The 19,291-nt window shown below is 47.4% G+C and carries 18 protein-coding genes and 2 pseudogenes; 6 read left to right on the top strand and 14 right to left on the bottom strand.

From position 1 onward, the window contains the following. Positions 1 to 88: 88 nt before the first annotated feature. The 3 genes from N5P32_RS06560 to N5P32_RS06550 are packed head-to-tail and all read right to left on the bottom strand — an operon-like array spanning position 89 to position 3,301. On the bottom strand, positions 89 to 1,216 hold the full coding sequence (locus tag N5P32_RS06560; RefSeq protein WP_265728313.1) for an ABC transporter substrate-binding protein: 1,128 nt from the start codon (positions 1,214 to 1,216) through the stop codon (positions 89 to 91). Further along, on the bottom strand, positions 1,213 to 2,637 hold the full coding sequence (locus tag N5P32_RS06555; protein WP_265728312.1) for a sensor histidine kinase: 1,425 nt from the start codon (positions 2,635 to 2,637) through the stop codon (positions 1,213 to 1,215). Before N5P32_RS06555 ends, N5P32_RS06560 begins: the two co-directional genes overlap by 4 nt. Continuing rightward, positions 2,630 to 3,301: a response regulator transcription factor gene (locus N5P32_RS06550; RefSeq protein WP_265728311.1), complete on the bottom strand. Its 672-nt coding sequence runs from the start codon at positions 3,299 to 3,301 to the stop codon at positions 2,630 to 2,632. The genes N5P32_RS06555 and N5P32_RS06550 overlap by 8 nt, the downstream gene beginning before the upstream one ends. 294 nt (positions 3,302 to 3,595) lie before the next feature. Between N5P32_RS06550 and N5P32_RS17965 the strand changes: the two genes are divergently transcribed. From N5P32_RS17965 to N5P32_RS17960, 3 genes are read left to right on the top strand one after another with little or no spacing between them, the layout of a single operon-like run. Then, entirely contained in the window at positions 3,596 to 3,799 is a 204-nt protein-coding gene (locus N5P32_RS17965; protein ID WP_322783835.1) for a hypothetical protein, read from the top strand. Further along, complete coding sequence (locus N5P32_RS06545; protein ID WP_322783834.1) at positions 3,790 to 4,365, top strand: EamA family transporter; 576 nt, start codon at positions 3,790 to 3,792, stop codon at positions 4,363 to 4,365. The genes N5P32_RS17965 and N5P32_RS06545 overlap by 10 nt, the downstream gene beginning before the upstream one ends. Continuing rightward, entirely contained in the window at positions 4,250 to 4,591 is a 342-nt protein-coding gene (locus N5P32_RS17960; RefSeq protein WP_322783833.1) for an EamA family transporter, read from the top strand. Before N5P32_RS06545 ends, N5P32_RS17960 begins: the two co-directional genes overlap by 116 nt. On the opposite strand, the gene N5P32_RS06540 is transcribed toward N5P32_RS17960, so the two are convergent. The 10 genes from N5P32_RS06540 to N5P32_RS06495 form a co-directional block, all read right to left on the bottom strand. After that, a complete protein-coding gene (locus N5P32_RS06540) occupies positions 4,498 to 5,331 on the bottom strand; it encodes an ion transporter (protein WP_265728310.1) in 834 nt (277 codons plus the stop codon). The genes N5P32_RS17960 and N5P32_RS06540 overlap by 94 nt on opposite strands. Before the next feature lie 117 nt (positions 5,332 to 5,448). Beyond that, a complete protein-coding gene (locus N5P32_RS06535; protein ID WP_072842024.1) occupies positions 5,449 to 5,724 on the bottom strand; it encodes a hypothetical protein in 276 nt (91 codons plus the stop codon). 86 nt (positions 5,725 to 5,810) lie between these two features. Then, a complete protein-coding gene (locus tag N5P32_RS06530; RefSeq protein WP_265728309.1) occupies positions 5,811 to 6,362 on the bottom strand; it encodes a mechanosensitive ion channel domain-containing protein in 552 nt (183 codons plus the stop codon). A gap of 21 nt (positions 6,363 to 6,383) precedes the next feature. Further along, positions 6,384 to 7,271 carry an AEC family transporter gene (locus N5P32_RS06525; protein WP_265728308.1) on the bottom strand — a complete coding sequence of 296 codons (888 nt, stop codon included), beginning with the start codon at positions 7,269 to 7,271 and terminating at the stop codon, positions 6,384 to 6,386. An 89-nt stretch (positions 7,272 to 7,360) separates the two neighbouring features. Then, positions 7,361 to 8,341 (bottom strand): substrate-binding domain-containing protein, encoded by a 981-nt coding sequence (locus N5P32_RS06520; RefSeq protein ID WP_265728307.1) that lies wholly within the window; start codon positions 8,339 to 8,341, stop codon positions 7,361 to 7,363. A 94-nt stretch (positions 8,342 to 8,435) separates the two neighbouring features. Continuing rightward, entirely contained in the window at positions 8,436 to 9,233 is a 798-nt protein-coding gene (locus N5P32_RS06515) for an ATP-binding cassette domain-containing protein (RefSeq protein WP_265728306.1), read from the bottom strand. Then, positions 9,233 to 10,315, bottom strand: a complete 1,083-nt coding sequence (locus N5P32_RS06510; protein ID WP_265728305.1) for an ABC transporter permease — start codon at positions 10,313 to 10,315, stop codon at positions 9,233 to 9,235. Before N5P32_RS06510 ends, N5P32_RS06515 begins: the two co-directional genes overlap by 1 nt. Before the next feature lie 130 nt (positions 10,316 to 10,445). Next, positions 10,446 to 11,468 (bottom strand): sugar ABC transporter substrate-binding protein, encoded by a 1,023-nt coding sequence (locus N5P32_RS06505; protein ID WP_265728304.1) that lies wholly within the window; start codon positions 11,466 to 11,468, stop codon positions 10,446 to 10,448. Positions 11,469 to 11,624: 156 nt separating this feature from the next. After that, positions 11,625 to 14,153: a PAS-domain containing protein gene (locus N5P32_RS06500; protein WP_265728303.1), complete on the bottom strand. Its 2,529-nt coding sequence runs from the start codon at positions 14,151 to 14,153 to the stop codon at positions 11,625 to 11,627. Continuing rightward, positions 14,154 to 14,888, bottom strand: coding sequence for a response regulator (locus N5P32_RS06495; RefSeq protein ID WP_265728302.1), 735 nt, complete (start codon positions 14,886 to 14,888; stop codon positions 14,154 to 14,156). Between the two features lie 129 nt (positions 14,889 to 15,017). On the opposite strand from N5P32_RS06495, the gene N5P32_RS06490 reads away from it, so the two are divergent. Together N5P32_RS06490 and hrpB are read left to right on the top strand one after the other, a co-directional pair. Continuing rightward, positions 15,018 to 15,320: a 2Fe-2S iron-sulfur cluster-binding protein gene (locus N5P32_RS06490; RefSeq protein ID WP_265728301.1), complete on the top strand. Its 303-nt coding sequence runs from the start codon at positions 15,018 to 15,020 to the stop codon at positions 15,318 to 15,320. Between the two features lie 58 nt (positions 15,321 to 15,378). Then, positions 15,379 to 17,960: pseudogene (gene hrpB, locus N5P32_RS06485) on the top strand (ATP-dependent helicase HrpB). On the opposite strand, the gene N5P32_RS06475 reads toward hrpB, so the two are convergent. Continuing rightward, positions 17,923 to 18,927, bottom strand: coding sequence for a phosphotransferase (locus N5P32_RS06475; RefSeq protein ID WP_265728299.1), 1,005 nt, complete (start codon positions 18,925 to 18,927; stop codon positions 17,923 to 17,925). The pseudogene hrpB and the gene N5P32_RS06475 sit on opposite strands and share 38 nt — an antisense overlap. A gap of 86 nt (positions 18,928 to 19,013) precedes the next feature. On the opposite strand from N5P32_RS06475, the pseudogene N5P32_RS06470 reads away from it, so the two are divergent. Further along, positions 19,014 to 19,291 (top strand): annotated as a pseudogene (locus N5P32_RS06470) (ElyC/SanA/YdcF family protein); the annotation flags it as partial.

Raw genomic sequence — 19,291 nt, 5'->3', positions numbered from 1 at the left:
TCTCCAAATTATTTTTGTTTTGATATCACCTGATCACTTTAGCGAGGCAACCTTTCATGAACCTTTCATGGATCAGAAAGCGTCAAAATTAAGGCGTTACAGACAAGGACGGTTCAGCGGACAACATGGCACTGTCCCATTCGTGGTAAATAATGTGTTTTTTGGCATCGTCGGTTTGAATCAACAACTCCAGCCCTAACGGAATCGGGCGAAAAATGCCATGAGGCAGCTTACGCAAAGCTTCTCGGCTATAGGGACCAACGGCATTTAAGCTTATTGGTGTAATCCCCGATTGATTCGCCAGAATATGTTGCCCCGTTGGTGACAGCAAAAAATCAATGAAGCGCTTAGCCAGAACAGGCTGCTGAGCATCTCTTGGAATAAACGCGGTGCGCATAATAATCGACGTGTAATCAGTCGGCATGATGGTTCTGATCCAATCATATTGCTCGGACCAACGATACGAATACGCTCCCACTAGGTTGTACGCAATGAAGATCTGCCCTTTTAAAAGGGCATTCAGCATGGAAGACGTGTCCGTATAAAGTCTTGCTTGGTGCGTACCAAACGCTTCCAGTAAACGACCATAACTGCGAGATTGCTGGCCATCATACGCCCACGCCAGATAGCCTAACCCAGATTGCTGAATATCAAACAAACCAATTTTGTCGTCTAGCAAATGGTTCTTACTGCGAATCAAATTCAACAATTGCTCACGACTTTGAGGCAGAGTTTCACCCGCCAAAATGTCGCTGTTGATCGCTGTTACAATCGGCTCATAGGTAAAACCAAACAACTCATTGCGCCAATAAGAGTCGCTCGGCACATTGGCCAGTTCTGGAGAATCGTACGCCAACGCATAACCATCGTTTGCCAGTTTAAATTGCAAATCCATTGCAGGACTGAGCATGATATCTGGTCGAGATTCAGGCTGTGTCAAAAACTGCTCATACAAATGCCGAGTATTGGATTCAGCATAATGGATCACCACATTAGGGTATTTTTCTTGGTATGCCTGAAACAACGGCGCTATGGCTTCGCGATTGATTGCACCACGAACCGTCAAAACCGGATATTGTTGATACGCAGTAGACGCCTCGTTTTTCAGCTCATGGACACTGGGAAAAACCACAAACTCCGTCGTTTTGGCATTCACAGCCCATCCCAAAAAGCTCACCCATAACCACATGCACCAGCCCACATAACGCGTCATCATAAAAGCGCCTCACTGTGCTGAGGAAAAATCACCTCTACAATTAGTCCATTCGGCTGATTGTCTTTCAGATGAAATCGGGCGTTATGATGCTCTGCAACTTCTTTTGCAATGGACAAGCCTATGCCTGTCCCGGACGTAAAGTTGTCTGGACTGCGGTAAAAATACTCAAATATGTGTTCCTTATCCTGATCCGGTACACCAACGCCTTGATCACGAATTTGCAACACCCAAGACGCGGCCGGTTTCTTGCTATCGGCCATTAATTCCACTTCAACCACGCCACCTTTCGGGCTGTATTTAATGGCGTTTTCAATGATATTTTGCAGCATTTGCTTTAACGCAAATTCGTCCCCATTTATGGTCGCTTGCACCTCGCCCACGTATTCCATTTCTACATCTTGTTGTAACGCCCAAACCACCAATTCACGACAGGTTTCTTTGGTAAGTTGGTCTAAAGACACAGGACTAAAAGGATGGCTCTGAAAACGGTGCGTCAATGTGGCTCGATTCAATAGCTGATTAACCGTGTTAGACAATACGTCACTGCTTTCTAAAATATGCTGTAACTGCTTTTGACGCAGTGTTTCGTCCGTTTCATCCAACGCATTTTGTGCTTGCGAATTCAGCCCTGCCAATGGCGTTCTTATTTGATGAGCCGCCTCGGCAGTAAAGCGTTTTAAACGACTCAATGTGGTGTCCAACTGCGCCATAAAGTAATTAATACTTTTCAACAAGGGGGCGATTTCGCTCGGCACATTGGCCTCTAATGGTGACAGTTCTTGGGGCGAGCGCTCTGTGATGGCTTGTTTGATGGCCTGTAATGGCTGCAATACTCGCCAAATAACGAACAGCAGAAGCAGCAACGTAATAAAGAAAAACAAGGTCACAAATTGCAGCACCATTTGGCTCATTTCGGCTGCTGCAACGTCGCGAGCGCCCAAGGTTTGCCCAACAATAATGAACACGTCATTCACGTTGTCGGCTTCAAACAGTCGCTTACCTAACGCCACAAAACGCACTCTCTCATGGCGATAATCGGCTTCATAATAAATAGGTTGGAATTTTTCTTTTTCTTTCGATTGCAGTAATAATTGCGGAAAAGGAATATTCGGTAAATCTTTATAACCGGTTAACACCTGATATTGACCGTTCATAATGGCGTAAAATGCCCGATCTGAGGTCGATAACGCCAGCGTTTCAAACGCCGACACAGGTAAATCAATAAATACCTTGCTGTCTAACAACGTAATGTTTTCCGCCATTTGCAAAGCCGAGCCGTATAGCAAACGATCGTAGGACTCTTTGGCCGCTCGATTCGCATAAATATGCGTACTCCAAAGCGCCACGGCGTTAATCAAAATCAGTACCGTGGCCACCATAAAAATAAGCTGCCGACGAATAGACGTGGTCGCCTTAGTCATGGTGTTTTTCCAACAAATAACCCAATCCGCGAATGGTGCGAATGTGAATATCACTGTCCTGCAAGGATTTGCGTAGGCGCGCTACATAAATTTCGATAACGCTAGGGTTGGGGTTCTCGTTGAAATTATAAATGTGCTCAATCAAGGTTTCCTTACTCAGCACTCGACCAGTGTGCCCGATAAATACTTCTAACAAACGAAATTCGCGTTGTTTCAGTTCAATCAACACCCCAGCTACCGTCACAGTGCACGCCTGAAGATCCAAACACACATTGCCGTATTCAATGGTATTTTGCGCTTGCCCTTGACTGCGGCGGAGTAAAGCACGACAACGCGCCTCCAATTCGCCAAAATCCACAGGCTTGGCCATGTAGTCGTCGGCGCCCAAATCCAGCAGTTCGATACGGTCTTTTATTTCATCTCGCGCTGTGAGAATGATCACTGGGGTATTGGATTGTTTTTTCCGAAGGTTTTGTAAAATCTGATTGCCCGTCATGTCCGGCAGATTTAGATCCAACAAGATAAGATCGTATTCTTGCACCCCCAGCATTTGGTTGGCTTGGTTTCCAGTTTGAGCAAGATCCAACCCATGCCCCATTCGCCCTATTCTTTGGCTGATGGCTTCGCCTAAAATCCGATCGTCTTCGACCACTAAAATACGCATGACATGGGTACTCTTCTTGTTTCTTTTATTATTATGAACGCGTTGCCAATCTGCGGCAGATTTCAGCGTATATTCCGCCAATTTAGCCTAGATTCACTCACGAATGAATGCTTTATCCATTCTATTAATGCCGAAAACGGAAAAATGAATAGGGTGAAGTACGTCCATTGCCCTCTTTTTTCGCGTCTGTGTCCTTAATTCTTTCTTTATCTGTCCATGTGCAAATTCGCCTAAACCACGTAAAGTGTTTGATCACTTTTTGCCCCACTATGATCATACAGTTAAGGATTCAACATGATTCGCAAAGATATGTTTTTGGCGCTTTTTATTATTGTCGCGTGGGGCTTTAACTTTATCGTTATGCGCTGGGGATTGGATGAGCTTACCCCAATGATGTTGGGCGGTTTGCGGTTTCTTGTGATTGGCCTTATTGGCTGCTTCTTTTCTCTCGCCCTAACACCCCGCTACTCTGGTGTATTGGTTACGCTTTGTCGCTGAACTTCGGGCAATTTGCGTTTTTATTCAGCGCCATGTCGTTTGGTATGCCCGCGGGATTGGCCTCATTGGTGCTGCAATCTCAGGCCATTTTTACGCTGCTGTTCGCGGTCTTGTTGTTAAAAGAAGCCGTTCGGCCTTATCAAGTATTGGCTATCGGCATTGCGATTGGTGGCTTGGCGGTGATTGGGTTCGACAATGAAGACACCACCATGACGGCGCTTGGCTTTGGCTTAACCTTAGCAGCGGGTTCTAGCTGGGCGTTGGGCAATATTTTCACCAAGATCATCAGCCGAAAAGGTTACGATGCCAACCTTAACCTTATCGTGTGGTCAAGCTGGGTGCCGCCTGTGCCTTTCTTTCTGTGCGCTTATTTCATTGATGGCGGCGATGTCATGTGGAGCAACATTGTGAATTTGAACCTAAAAACTCGCGACCTTAGCGTATCTTTCCTTGTTCGCGACGTTAGCGGGCTACGGCTTATGGAGCTATTTATTGTCTCGCTATCCCGCTGCTACGGTGGCGCCACTCACTTTGGGCGTGCCGGTGGTCGGTTTAACATCCGCTGAAATTTTTCTCTCTGAAACCGTCAGCGCAATGCAATGGATAGGGATTTTGGTTGTGCTAGTAGGGCTGATGTTGAATACGTTTGGCGGACGCTGGCTGAAAAAATACACCAGCGCCCGGTTTGAGATCAGAGGTTATTTCTTATTGGAGTCTTGTTGCGCATCTATCTTATCGGCAAGACGCGCCACTTGCGCTTGCAACTCAGAGATTTGCGTCACCAAAGCATGATGGTGGTTTTCTTGGTTCTCGTGTTCTTCTTGCGCGGTTTCACGCGTCATCACATCCAGCACCACACCAACCATCATGTTTAAAAACACAAACGCGGTTAAGAAGATGAAGATGATGTAAAAAATCCAACTGAACGGATAAACGTCCATCGTCTCATACATGACATCGGTCCAGTCTTCGAACGTAGCAACGCGGAATAAGGTCAACATAGAAATGGCGATATCGCCCCAAAGCTCTTCATTTACTTGATGAAAGAAGATAGAACCCACCGCCGCGAAGATGTAAAAAATGATAAACATCAGCAAGGCAATGTAGCCCATTTTGGGAATGGCTTTAAGCAAGGCGTTGATCAAAAAGCGCAAATCAGGAATGATCGACACCAGACGTAACACTCGGAACACACGCAGTAAACGTGCGACCAAAATCATTTCAGTTTCAGAAACAGGCATTAAGCTGCCAATCACGATGACAGTGTCAAAAATATTCCATGGGTCTTTGAAAAAGCGTTTTTTGTCGTCGCAGGCAATGAAACGAAGAGACAGTTCCACCAGAAAGAAGACGGTAATAAAGTTATCCAAATAGGTAATGGCTTTATCAATACCGTAGGGTAAAGAATAGGTTTTTGCGCCAACCGTTAATGCCGCAATCACGATAATGCTGATGATAAAACCTTGAAACCAAACGCTACGCTCAATGCGTTTTAACGTGGCAAGCCAACTTCCCGAACGACTCATTTCCATTATTTTGTACACCTAATATGCAAAGATAAACGCCTGAAACACAGACAATCGACGCCATATTAAGTTCATATCAGCAAGAAGAAAAGCCACAATATGCCTGGCAACGAGTGACGCCCATTAAGTTCGCTTTACTCGCACGACTTTCATGATTTCTACCGGAATACCGGCGACCATTTCTTGGGTTGGATAATATGTAAGGTTCACACGAGCGCCGCGCAAAGTACGGTATTTGCCTTGGCGTTTGAAACGAAAAGGCACGTCGTAGCCTTCGATCATTAGGGTGTGCAGCACCCAGTCTTCTTGGGGACGCTGAGCGTGGGATTTTACTTTCAATGCATCCGAATGAATCAATGCATCGTTGTTTTTTAATAAAGATTCAGGGTCAGATTTCACAAGAGGCTCCCTTCTTGAAGATGAAAGCCTCTTAGTATGACACAGATAGATGAAAACCCGAAAAAATTGGCTGTTTTTTGTTCAAATCAAGCGTTATCACTTTTCTCTTCGTTTTTGGATTGCGCGAACTGACTCATCGCTTGCGCGGCTTCTTTGCTTTCAAAACGAATCACCGCCTTTTGCAAAATCAAGCTGTTTGGGTAAGTAACGACATCGCCGGATAAGCGCTCGATAATCACATGAAATGTCGATATTTCCAGAATATGGCCAAGAATTTCGTCGTCTTTGTCCACGACTTTCACCCAATCACCAACACGGTAAGGAAAGCCAAAGAAGATAATCAAGCTGGCGGTAATATTGCTCAGAATTGACCATTGAGCAAACAATGCCACGCCGACGACCGCAAACACAGACGAGAAAAAGATCGCCAACTGCCCATAGCCAATGCCCAGTACCAGACACACCAATAGAACAAAAATCGCCGTAAACCCAAGGTTCAACATTTTTGATACATAGGTTATGCGCACTTCATTGGCGGCTTTATTTCGACCCAACAAGGTAACACTGGATTTTAATAGGCGCGAAATGATGACATACGCCACCACCAGTAACGCAATCAACCCAATTTGCACTAACATGTCCATTCTCCCAACATCGCGTTATAAAACATAAAACAACACACAAGGAATAATTCCCACACTCATCAGATTGCTGATCAATACAATCGAGGCCACTTTATGCGGCTCTTGTTGATACAACTCCGACACCATGTAATTCAATACCGCAGGCGGCAAACATGCGAAGATCAACAAATAGGCAAAGTTTTCCGCGGACATACCCACAAAATACTGCCAAATCACTGCCATAATCAGACCACTTAATGGACACAAAATGCCACTGATCACACCCAATTTCCACTGACTAAAATCCACATGTGTCATACGTACACCCAGCGCAAACAACATCAGAGGAATGGCAATTTGCCCCATCATATCCACCGAAACCTTCACGGCCGGCAAGACAGTCCAGCCTTGCAGGCTCCATACCAACCCTAACGCCGTGGCAATAATCATCGGCATTTTCAGTACATTAAAAAGATTGGTTTTGGGGTTCAGTAAGTACATACCAACCGTAAAATGCAGCAAATTCTCCGTTAAAAATAGCACCACAGCCACAGGTAAAGCCGACTCACCAAACGCCAACACAATCAACGGAATCCCTAGGTTTCCGCTGTTGTTAAACATCATCGGAGGAACCAAGGTTTTCGGTGAAATGTTCAGCCATTTGCATAACGGCCACACCAACAACCCCGAGCCCAACACCACCACGGCAGCCGCAATAATCAGATCAACGTATTGCGCGATATGAAATTCTTTCGATGCCATAACAGAGAAAATAAGCGCAGGACAAAACACACTGATGTTCAAACGGTTCGCCACCGTCATGTCAGTAGGTCGAACACGCGCATAGAAAAACGCCACCAGAACGATACTGGCAAGAGGAAAAACCGTATTAAAAATTTGTAAAAATAACGTGGAAGTGTCCATACATGGCCTCTTTAACGAAGGCCGATAGCTTACCGTTCTTTACGACAAAAACCAAGTCGCAATTCACCCGAATCGCGACGCCGTCGGGGCTAATGGTGTTTTTCAACCAATACAGAAGGGATCAAAATGAAACGTTGGGCAACGTCTTTGCCTTTTAACAAATCCATACCAATTTCAATGGCTTTCTCTGCCATCGGAATAGGCCGTTGAACCGCCGTAGCAATCCAAGGATTGTCGTCTTTTTGGATAATGTCCACGGCAAACGGTGCACCGTCGACGGAAGCCATCACAAACTCGTTACGGTTGGCTTGTTGTGCCGCACGCAAAGCACCAAAGGCAGTCGGATCATTGATGGTGAACACCGCATCAATGTGATCGTACTCTTCCATTAAATACGTCATGGCTTCCATCCCGCCTTCCACACTGCCAGTGCCGTTCATACGGTCACTGAGCAAGGTGATATTCGGGTATTTATTTAATGCGGATTTACAGCCGGCCACTCGCTCAATAACGGACGACACCAGCACGCCATTAATAATGACAAAATTCCCTTTGTAACCGATTTTTTCGGCCAGCTTTTCACAGGCAACAACGCCCGCTTGAACATTGTCGGTGGTGATGGTCGCGTCAGCGCCATGGGCGTTCACATCTACTGCAATCACCTTAATGCCGGCTCGTTGAGCTTTCGCCACCACCGCCCCAACCTTGTATTCGTCAGCCGCGGTTAGCACAATTAAATCGACTTTTTGCTCAATAAAATCATTAATTTGGGAAATTTGACGTTGCCAGTCATAGGCATCAGAACGGATCAACATGGTGACGGGCGCACCAGCAAGCTCTTCGGCTTTAGAGGTGGCCGATTCAACCAACTGAACAAAATAGGGGTTGCCCAAGTCCGCGACACTCATCCCAATGGACTTAAGTGGCGCTGGTTCCGAAGATTGTGAGCTTAGTGGCGCCAATAAAGCAGCAGCAACAGAAACAGCCAATACACTCGGCATGAGGCGATTGGCCTTCAAAAGGGAACGAGTTTTTTTCAACCCCGACATTGTCTGTTTTATAAAACTCATGTGATACCCCTGATGACCGCTCGCTTAACAAGCTTAAAAAGCGGCTATTTTGCCTTACCTTGCCGAAGATAAGAATAGCCGCTTTGTTTTTTCTTTATGCCGCCTCTCCCTCGCTCGCTTCAACGTCCATGGCGCCAGTCATAATGGCCACCGCATCCGACATGGAATGAGACTGAGGTGTGACAATGGCTGCACGTTTGCCTAAGCGATGGATATGGATACGATCCGCCACTTCAAAGACGTGTGGCATGTTGTGACTGATCAAGATAATCGGCAAACCACGGTCGCGAACTTCCTTGATCAAATTCAAAACCCGACGAGATTCTTTCACACCCAATGCCGCCGTAGGTTCATCCATGATCACCACTTTGCTACCAAACAAAGCCGAACGCGCCACGGCCACACCTTGGCGCTGACCACCAGACAGCGACTCCACCGCTTGGCTGATGTTTTGAATCGTCATCAAGCCCAGCTCGGTCATTTTCTCCTTCGCCCGACGCTCCATTTCTTTCTTATCCAGCATGCGAAAAACAGAGCCTAAAATACCCGGTTTTAATAATTCACGACCCAAATACAAGTTGTCCGCAATATTAAGCGCAGGCGACACCGCCAAGTTTTGATACACCGTTTCGATGCCTAACGCACGCGCTTCCATTGGCGAAGAAAAACTGACAGGTTTGCCATCCAACAAAATCTCGCCTTCGTCAGGAATGAGTGCGCCAGACAAGGCTTTGATCAGTGACGATTTTCCCGCGCCGTTGTCGCCGATTACCGCCAGTATTTCACCGGGGTAGAGTTCAAAATCCGCATGATCAATGGCGGTCACACTGCCGTAACGTTTTACCAAATTCTTAGTTTGTAATACCGGGGTTTGATCGTAATGTGCTGTCATTATGCTGTCCCTCTTCGAATCCACTGATCAATGGCCACAGCCGAAATAATCAAAATACCGACGGTAAACTCTTGCCACAATACATCAACACCAGCAAGCGCCAAACCGTTTCGAAACACACCCACTACTAAGGCGCCAATAAGCGTACCGTAAATAGAACCACGTCCACCGAATAGACTACAGCCACCGATAACCACCGCAGTGATACTGTCCAGATTGGTCATGGTGCCTGCTTGTGGGCTAACCGAACCGATACGACCGATAAGCACCCACGCGCCGATAGCACATACCACGCCAGCCAACACATAAACAGACATCAGAATACGCGTTGTACGAATACCGGCCAATTTCGCGGCTTCCGGATCATCGCCCGTTGCGTAAACATGACGACCCCACGCCGTCCAGTTCAAGGCGTACCAAATCAGAAAGAAGATCCCCAACATCAACAGGGAACCATAAGTCAGTCTTGCTCCGAAGAAGTCGATGGTTTGGCCCGTCCATTGTAGTAATGGCGCGATATTGCTGATGTCCTGCGAACGAATGGTCTCACTTTTCGAATACCATAGGTTCAGCGCAAAGAACACATTCCAAGAACCCAGCGTGGCAATAAAAGGTGGGATTTTTAATCGCGTTATCAACAGACCATTGATGAACCCCGCCAAAGCGCCGACACCAATACCGATTAAAATTGACAAGCTAGGATCAATACCATGATTCACCGCCATCCGTCCCATAACGACGGAGGTCAGAACCATGATCGCACCCACAGACAAATCGATGCCCGCGGTTAAGATAATCAATGTTTGTGCCACACCAATGACACCAATAATAGTCACCTGTTGTAACACCAAGGACAAATTAAAAGGGTGTAAAAAGCGGTCACCAACAATGACGCTAAAACTGATAACGGCCAACAGCAATACAATCAGAGGCGCGGCAATAGGATAATGATGAAGAAACTTTTTGAAACGCTGCAACGGCGTTTCATGGCGCTCAAACTTGGCAACATAGGTGCTGGCCTGATCCGCGACTTTATCGTGGTCTAGCACCGCTGTGGACGGTTTTGGGTTGGTAGAACTCATAGATTACTCCAGACAGGAAACATTGCTCTAAACGGAAAAAGTGCTCCAGACAGAAAAAGTGCCGCTAGTCCAACTCACGACTAACGGCAAAAAGCGGGCACTTTCTCGCCCATCTATCACAAGAGATTGATTAGCCCCAACACATGCTCAAGCCCGTTTTAGAGCTGACAGAGTTAACACCTTTAACTGGCTCATCAGTGATTAACTGAACGCCTGTGTCGAAGAAGTCCAGACCATTAGACGCTGATGGACGAGAGCCAGATTTCGCAAACTCAACAATCGCAGTTACACCTTCAGAGGCCATTTTCAGAGGAAATTGCATAGAAGTCGCGCCGATCACGCCATCTTTAATATTACGCACACCAGGACAACCACCATCCACAGAAACAATCAACACGTCTTTTTCAAGACCGAATGATTTCAGTGCTTCATACGCACCCGCAGCAGCAGGTTCGTTAATGGTGTATACCAAGTTAATATCTGGATCTTTTTGAAGTAGGTTTTCCATCGCACGACGGCCACCTTCTTCAGAACCTTGAGTCACATCATTACCCACAATGCGAGGGTCGGTTTCATCGCCCATGCGGTTCGCGTTTTTAATGTCGATACCAAAGCCTTTTAAGAAACCTTGGTCACGGGCAACGTCAACAGTGATTTGGCTAGTGCTCAAATCCAACAAGCCAATTTTGGCGTCTTTGGCTTTGTCACCCATTTTTGCTTTTGCCCACATACCAATCATTTCACCCGCTTTGAAGTTGTCTGTTGCGAATGTCATGTCAGCCGCACTGGCTGGGCTAAGTGGTGTGTCTAACGCGATAACCAGCAAACCGGCATCGCGTGCTTTTTGAATAGTCGGAACGATACCCGCCGTGTCACTTGGGGTAATTAGAATGCCTTTTGCGCCAGCGGCAATGAGGTTTTCAACAGCCTGTACTTGCGTTTCGTTATCGCCATCGTAGCGACCAGCGAAAGTACGCAATTCAACGCCAAGCTCAGCCGCCTTTTGTTGCGCGCCTTCTTTCATTTTCACGAAGAACGGGTTGGTGTTGGTTTTAGTAATAAGACCAATGATAGGGGTTTCTGCCATCGCCACGCTAGATAACGCGCCAGCAGCAACAAGACAAGCCAATTTCTTATAAGGAATGAATTTCATTATGTTAGAACTCCAGTTTTTTGTTTTTATTATTGGCAGCAAGGCCATGTTAAAAACAGATCCAGTCCCGACTCTGTTTCTAACAAACCACTATGGAGATCAAAAACTAATGAATAATTTCATTGTTTATTCTTTTTTTGTAATATTTGTAATAAATCAGTTTTTCAACTGAAATATTCCGCTTAACTCCTTGATAGTAAAAGGTTTTGAGATAAATAAATCGTCGTCTTTTAATTGATATTTTTGCTTCAATTCTTCTTTAGGTAAGCCCGACATCAGCAATATTGGCCCCGTGAAGCCTGACACGTCAGACGCAATGTTGTGCGCCAACTCCACGCCGCTCATGGTGCCAGCCAAGTTCACATCGGACACAATGGCGTCCGGCAATATGGCTTTACTCAACGCTTTCATCACGGCTTCGGCACAGTCGAAGGTTTGCACCATAAAGCCGATTTTTTCGAGCTGTTCACGCATTACCCGGCACACTTCGTCGTCGTCTTCCACCAGCCACACCAAGCTGGATTCGGGCAATGGAATCGCGGTGCGCGGCAAAGAGCGGCTTTCTGTTTCGTCTTTGGCATTAGTGGCGTGATCTAATGGCACCAACTGCCTAGGCAAGAACAAACACACCCGAGTCCACTGGCCCTTTTCAGACGTCACTTGAATCTCCCCACCGCTTTGCTTCACAAAACCGTAAATCATACTCAAGCCCAAACCGCTGCCTTTACCAACCGGTTTGGTGGTGAAAAAAGGTTCGAAAATACGGCCTATCACCTCGTCGGCAATGCCTTCGCCCGAATCTTCCACGCGAATACGAATCGCTGGCACGTCACTGTTTGGCAGAGTGCACAGCTTGGTCGAAAAAGACAGTTTGCCGCCATCTGGCATCGCGCTGGCGCTGTTCAAAGACAAATTCAGCAAGGCATTTTCCAGCTGAGAAGGATCAATTAAGCTCATGGCATCAGGGCATTGCAAATCACTTTCAACCACAATGTGCGACCCCACGCTGTATTCCACCAAATCCAGCATGCCTTCGATCAGATCATCGATGCCAATCGACACCGGAAACAACTGCTGACGTCGGCTGAACGCCAATAACCGCTGCACTAAGTTGCTGCTTTTTTCAGATACCACCAGCGCACGTTCAATGTATCGGGCTTGGTCATCGGTTTGTGGACGGGAGTCAGACAACATTTGCAGGTTGCCCATAATCGCCGCCAGTAAGTTATTGAAATCATGAGCCACGCCACCGGTTAATTGTCCGAGCATTTCCATTTTTTGTGCCTGACGCAGCTGACTTTCAACGCTCTTACGTTCCGTCAAATCCGTATACAAGGTCACAAAACCGCCTTCGGGCATCGGCTTAGAACGAAACTCAACGATCTTGCCTGAGTCAAAATGGCGTTCAAAACTCTGAAAACGCAAATGCCGCGACACGTTCACTTCTTCCATATGAACTTGCTGATTTTCCAAATTCAGATTTTTATGTTGCCCTTGGTTAATCAAAGATTGCACATCATCGATCGGCATACCGACCCGTAAATCGTCGTCCGATAAATCAAACAATTTTTGATAGCCCGAGTTCCACGCCACCAAGGAGCCTTTCGCAGAAAACACACTTAGGCCATCGTTCATGTTGTCAAAAATGGTTTCGAGCAATCGCTTCTGCTCAGACAATTCTGCGGTCACTTCCAAACGCCGCAATGCGTCACGACGGAAAACTTCAAACGTGTCTGCCAGCGTACCGATTTCATCATTACGGCGAATACCCGTGTGCTTTGAATCCACTCGCCCTAACGACAGCTGCTCCATGTCGTTGGTCACCACCCCCAAATCTTTGGTCATGCGCTGGCTATACCAATACAAACGCGTCAGCCCCAACAGCAAAAACACCGAAATGCCAATCAGCCAATTTTGCCCTCGGGCCACAAATGACGACACTTCTTGGCGTTGTCGACTGACTTTTTTCTGTAGGCCCCCAACAAAGTCACTGACTTGTTTGCTGAGCTGTTCGGATTTCGCGCGAATCGAAATCAGTAGATAGTTTTTGCGCTCTTGGATTTGATTTAAGCGACGATGCGCCATCAATAAATCGTCGGCGATTTCCGCCACTTGCTCGCTTTTTTGCGACAGTTTTAGCTGTTTCAACATGCTTTCTGGCACCAAGCTTGGCGACTCCAGCAGTTGCAACAGCCACACCAATCCTTGCTGGCTCGTCACGGCGGAGGCGCTTGCTTCTATTGGCAAATGGCGGATACGGAACTGCTGCGCCAAACTGTCCTCACGCAGATACAGTTCTTCTCGCACTAGGGCAACCAATTCTTCCAGCGTGGTTTGCAGGTCGTCCAAACGGTCATCAATGTCTCGTTGAAACACCGAATCCGTCAAACTGTCTGCCACACCACGCAGTTCTAAAATACGAAGGTGGATGCGTTCTGACTCAGTTTGTAATTGGAAGGGCCGACCGGATCCCGCGGTATATGGCGCGATGGCTGCCAACTGGGCAACCCCCTCGGCTAATGTTAGCGAGGTGCTGATTTCGGGTAGGGTTTCGGATTCGAATTCCGACAACGACGCTTCGCTGACGCGCATGGATTGCCAACCAATGCCAACCATGAAAAAAGCCACCAGACTGATGACCAAAATGGACAACGAGGCTTTTTGGCGAATGCTAATAAAGCGCATTTAGTTCATCCGCACTGGGCCTTGGAAAAAATACCCCAGACCTCGTTGAGTTTTAATGAATTCTGGCGTTTTGGGGTTGGTTTCTATTTTTCGGCGCAAGCGCAGAATCAGCACATCAACGGTGCGGTCAAACACTTCGGTTTCTAGGCCTCGGCTTTGTTCAATCAATTGCTCACGAGAGAAAATACGATCAGGATGGCGAGCCAACACTTCCAGAAGCGAAAACTCCCCCAAGGTCAGCGTCACTAATGTGCCATCTGGGTCATGCAAAAGACGAGCGGTTAAATCCAATGTCCAACGGCCAAAGCGTAAACAATCATGGTCTTCATTGATGGTGCTGCCCGTTGCGACCGGCACCGCGTAGGAACGACGTAACAAGGCATGAATGCGCGCCGTCAGTTCTCGCAAGTTAAACGGCTTCATCATGTAATCGTCCGCCGCCAACTCCAAGCCCAAAATACGATCTGTTTCGTCGCCCTTGCCCGTTAACATCATTATCGGCATCACAAAACGTGCGCGAATCTCCCGAGCGAGGTTCAAGCCGTCTTCTTCTTGTAGGTACAAATCCATTAGCACCAAATCCACTTGTTCTGCGTCTAAATGCAGCCACATCTGGCGACCATTTTCCGCTTCCAAGACCTTGTAACCCTTTTGCGATAACGCATCGCCTAAAAGTTGACGGATGTCTTGGTCATCGTCGACGACTAATAACGTCTTTTTGTTTTGCTCTGTCATGGCTGTTCTATCATCTTGGGTTGAAATCCATTGTCATTATTATTTTAGGCCAGTCGCTCAGAATACAGCAGTCAGCACCTTAGTCATATCATGGTAAAGTTAATAGAAAATTAACAGTAGGAAAATATTGTGCAGACGAAACAGATTCGCCTTACTTTTTTAACGCCCGAGCAATCCCTTTCGATTGCACAAGGCGATATCATTCTGCACGCATTGACCTCTGCCGGCGTTCCTATAAAACACGCCTGCAGCAATGGCGTTTGCGGTGTTTGCCTAACCCCCTTACTGGATGGCGAAATTGATTACGAACATCGACACCCCCATGGTTTAAACGAGAAAGAAAAGCAAAATGGCTATTTTCTTCCCTGTATCGCCACCTGCAAAACCGACATTGCCATTGCCCAACCAAAGGTGTTGGTAAAACCAAAGTGACACTGCGCCCAGCGGTTAAACACGTTATTATAAGCAAAGCACAACAACGAGCCATCTTATGTCCAGCGAACTGCCCATTCACTCACTCATTCCCCAGCTAAAAAACCAGCTATTGCATCACCACGAAGCGATATTAGAAGCCGCACCTGGGGCAGGTAAAACCACGGTGGTTCCACTGGCGCTGATGGAAGAAGCTTGGCTCAAAGGTCGCAAAATCATCATGTTAGAACCAAGGCGTCTGGCAGCCAAAGCCGCGGCAAAGCGTCTTGCAGATGGCTTACAAGAGCCGCTTGGAAAACGCGTTGGCTATCGTATTCGTCACGAAGGAAAAGAAAGCTCTCAGACACAAGTGCTGGTCGTCACCGAAGGCGTACTGACACGAATGCTGCACGATGACCCAAGTTTAGACGACATCGCTTTGGTTATCTTTGACGAATTTCACGAGCGTAATCTCCACTCAGATTTGGCCTTTGCCTTGTGTTTACAAGCACGAGAACTGTATCGCGACGAAGACCCACTGAAACTCTTGGTTATGTCCGCCACACTCGATACAGAAGCGCTCGAAACACGACTTGGCTGCCCAACACTCACCAGCCAAGGTCGAAGCTTTCCCATCACTACGCACTACAGCAATAAAGCCCTCAAGACCTTTCAAGTCACCGATGAAGTGGTTCGACTCACTTGCCAAGCGTTTAATGAAGAAACTGGCAACATTTTGGTGTTTTTACCCGGTCAAAAAGAAATTCGCCAAGTGGCAAGCCAGTTACAACAACGTTTAGGACATGAGCCAAACCTAAGCATCTTACCCTTATACGGCGAACTCAGCCTCAAAGAGCAAGAGGCTGTGATTGAGCCCACAACAGCACCACACCGGAAAATTGTACTCGCAACGGCAATAGCACAAACCAGCTTGACCATTGACGGCATTCGAGTGGTGATCGACAGCGGTTTAAGCCGAGAAGCGCGCTTTGATGCCAACACCGCCACCACGCGACTGCATACTCGTCGTGCAACCCAAGCCGAAACCATTCAACGGTATGGGGCGAGCTGGGCGCACAGAGGCTGGCATTTGTTATCGTTGGTGGAGCGAGGCCAACAACATCAGCTCGCACCACAGGCGCAGCCACAAATAGAAATCAGCGACCTCAGCAGTGTGGTGATGGATTTGGCGAAATGGGGCGTGCAAGAACGCCTTGAATTGGATTGGATTACGCCGCCCCCAAACAGCCATTGGCAACAATCGATCGACTTGCTAACCAATCTGCAAGCACTTAAACAGAGTCAAACATCACAACCGACTTTAGAGTTAAGCCAACTCGGTGAGCAGATGAGCAATCTCGGCATCGAACCTCGACTCGCTCGATTGCTTTTAGATGGAAAACAAAATGGTGACAGCGATTTGGCCAGCGCCATCTGCACCATACTGTCGGAAGGCGACCCATTTTCGAATCACCACAGTGATGTGTCGAATCGGCTTCAGTGGCTGGCAGGTCACAATCAGACACAGGGCAAGCGACCGAGACAGAGCTACTTAAAAGCGCAGCAGCAATGGCGTGCCCGCAGCCAAACCATTCACTTGGCAGAATCACTTACGCCAAAAATGGGCAAAAGCAACCATGACCTTTCACACGTATTGGTCCGTGCCTTTGCCGATCGCATCGCTCAACGCCTCCAGCAAGACGCCGACAAAACACGTTACAAACTCGCTAATGGTCGCATGGCAAGTCTGTCGTCGCTCGACCCTTGCGCGCAGAGCGAATGGCTTATTGCGCTTGATATAGGCGGTCATCATGGACAAGATGAAGACCGTATTTTTCTTGCTTATCCACTGGCCATCTCGACTCTCACCGAAGGCTTTGCTGATCTTTTGACCGTTAAAAACCACCTTGCATGGTCAAAAAAAGATGGCCGCTTATTGAGCGAAACACAACGCTGGATAGGCAAACTTTGCCTCGACAAACAGAAACTCAGCGCGCCATCCGAAGACGATGTTTGCCAAGCGGTTTGTCAGTATATTCGCCAAGAAGGTCTGTCCGTTTTGCCTTGGAATGAGGCAAGCGAACAACTGCGAGCGCGCCTGCAATTTGCCTTTATCCATGATAAACAAAACCTCTGGCCAGAATATTCCGATACGGCGCTACTCACGAATTTGGAAGAATGGCTTGGCCCGTACTTAGGCAAGGCCACCAACCAACAAGTGATAAACAAATTGCCCTTGGCGGATATTTTAATCAACCGTTTGGATTGGTCATTGCAGTCGCTATTGAACAAAACCGTACCGGCAAGAATCACAGTACCATCGGGGGCAAGTCACGCGATTGACTACTGCGAACAACAGCCAACCCTACGCGTCAAACTGCAAGAAATGTTTGGTTACACCACCAGCCCAACCGTGCTCAACCAAATAGTGCGCATCGAACTCTTATCACCGGGACAACGCCCGCTGGCGGTCACACAAGATTTGGCTTTTTTTGGCGTGAAGCGTACCCAGAAGTGCGCAAAGAAATGCGCGGACGATACCCTAAACATCCGTGGCCAGAAGACCACATTAAAGGCCGAAGCAGCTGCAAAAACCAACCGCGCCTTGAGATCGTCTTAGTCGCTAATCCCTTCCTAATTGTGTCAGCGCTTGTTCGGTAAGGCGCTGACTAAAGAGCGTATTCTTAGAGTGTGTCGGTGACCAGCCCATAATAAAACGGTGAAAATCCGCCCACGCAATCGGGAACAAGCGCTGCCACTCGTCCACCACCTCATGAACCAAAGCCTGTGACTCGCCTTGCGCCATTAACTCACGCCCTAACTCAGCAAAATAATGCGCCAGTAAATAGTCGATATTGTCGGCCAGTTCAGATTCAGTCAGCGCACTGCCCAGAAAATACGCCACATCTTGAACCCCAACGCCACCGCCAACATACTGAAAGTCAACCGCCGCCACTGAATAATGCATTGGGGAAAAACAAAAATTGGCGACTTTGGCATCACCATGAACAATGGTTTTAAAGCGTGCGTTATCCAGACACTCAGCCAATTCAGCCGCCGCCGATTTCAGCTCGCCTTCTTGCATTGCTGCCCATTCGTCTGGTCGCGTATCTAGATGCCAATATGTGCCTTTTTTCCACAAGCCTTGCGGCCAATTCAGCGAAGGAGAAGAATGAATAAAACTCGCGTGAAACGCCGCCAACCAATTAATGCAAGACAACACATAATCCATATTATGTTCCCAATATCGGTCTGAATACCCAGCGGCGTCCAAATCTTCTAACAGCGTCAACCTTTGCCCCGTGTGTTCGTCATGGAAATCCCCATAACACTGCGCAACCCGAGCCGATGGATTGCATCGCGACGCCCATTGTCGATACCAAACTTGCTCCACTTCGTAAGAACGCACTTTACGCAAATGCGCGTGATCCGAATGCCAGCCTCTAGGGTGATTCACGTCCAAGGGAAATGTGCAATGTTTGGCGATCACAGACGATGGCGACTCTTGTCCCGTTAGCGAATAACGCACCACCTCGCCGTAACCGCTCCACAATGACTGAATCAAAGAGGTTCGCTCCACTGTGTCGGCCTTGCATTGACGTTTAATATAAATTTCAGGCGTCATCATTTTTATACAATCCACGTAAAAGACGCGACTATTTTACCCATAAAACGGTATGCTAAAACGTCTTTTATAATCATTACTGATCTATCATGAGCCTTATTCTGTTCTATCTCAAAAAAATCATCGGCATGATGTTGATGCCCATTCCCCTCACTTTACTGGCGATGTGTCTAGCCTTGTTATTAATAAAGAAATGCCCAAAGTTCGCCAAGCTACTGCTATTCTGCGCCGTACTTTTATTAGGCTTGACCAGCTGGAATCCGGTGGCGAATTCACTCATCGCCACGGTGGAACACGATTTCCCAGTATTTGATGTTCAACAACCGGTAGACGCAGTAATCGTTCTTGGCAGTGGACATAAAGACCT

The organism is Marinomonas pontica, from assembly GCF_026191375.1.
GTDB lineage: Bacteria > Pseudomonadota > Gammaproteobacteria > Pseudomonadales > Marinomonadaceae > Marinomonas > Marinomonas pontica.
Note: the sequence above shows the minus strand (reverse complement) of the source record. Positions and strands in the feature narration are given on the sequence as shown.

Bases quoted from the DNA above. Each gene is read 5' to 3' on its own strand.
- N5P32_RS06530 (WP_265728309.1), bottom strand. From the start codon at position 6,362: ATGTTAGTGCAAATTGGGTTGATTGCGTTACTGGTGGTGGCGTATGTC.
- N5P32_RS06560 (WP_265728313.1), bottom strand. From the start codon at position 1,216: ATGATGACGCGTTATGTGGGCTGGTGCATGTGGTTATGGGTGAGCTTT.
- N5P32_RS06505 (WP_265728304.1), bottom strand. From the start codon at position 11,468: ATGAAATTCATTCCTTATAAGAAATTGGCTTGTCTTGTTGCTGCTGGC.
- N5P32_RS06500 (WP_265728303.1), bottom strand. From the start codon at position 14,153: ATGCGCTTTATTAGCATTCGCCAAAAAGCCTCGTTGTCCATTTTGGTC.
- N5P32_RS06555 (WP_265728312.1), bottom strand. From the start codon at position 2,637: ATGACTAAGGCGACCACGTCTATTCGTCGGCAGCTTATTTTTATGGTG.
- N5P32_RS06540 (WP_265728310.1), bottom strand. From the start codon at position 5,331: ATGGAAATGAGTCGTTCGGGAAGTTGGCTTGCCACGTTAAAACGCATT.
- N5P32_RS06520 (WP_265728307.1), bottom strand. From the start codon at position 8,341: ATGAGTTTTATAAAACAGACAATGTCGGGGTTGAAAAAAACTCGTTCC.
- N5P32_RS06495 (WP_265728302.1), bottom strand. From the start codon at position 14,888: ATGACAGAGCAAAACAAAAAGACGTTATTAGTCGTCGACGATGACCAA.
- N5P32_RS06550 (WP_265728311.1), bottom strand. From the start codon at position 3,301: ATGCGTATTTTAGTGGTCGAAGACGATCGGATTTTAGGCGAAGCCATC.
- N5P32_RS06525 (WP_265728308.1), bottom strand. From the start codon at position 7,271: ATGGACACTTCCACGTTATTTTTACAAATTTTTAATACGGTTTTTCCT.
- N5P32_RS06510 (WP_265728305.1), bottom strand. From the start codon at position 10,315: ATGAGTTCTACCAACCCAAAACCGTCCACAGCGGTGCTAGACCACGAT.
- N5P32_RS06515 (WP_265728306.1), bottom strand. From the start codon at position 9,233: ATGACAGCACATTACGATCAAACCCCGGTATTACAAACTAAGAATTTG.
- N5P32_RS06475 (WP_265728299.1), bottom strand. From the start codon at position 18,927: ATGATGACGCCTGAAATTTATATTAAACGTCAATGCAAGGCCGACACA.
- N5P32_RS17965 (WP_322783835.1), top strand. From the start codon at position 3,596: ATGATTCGCAAAGATATGTTTTTGGCGCTTTTTATTATTGTCGCGTGG.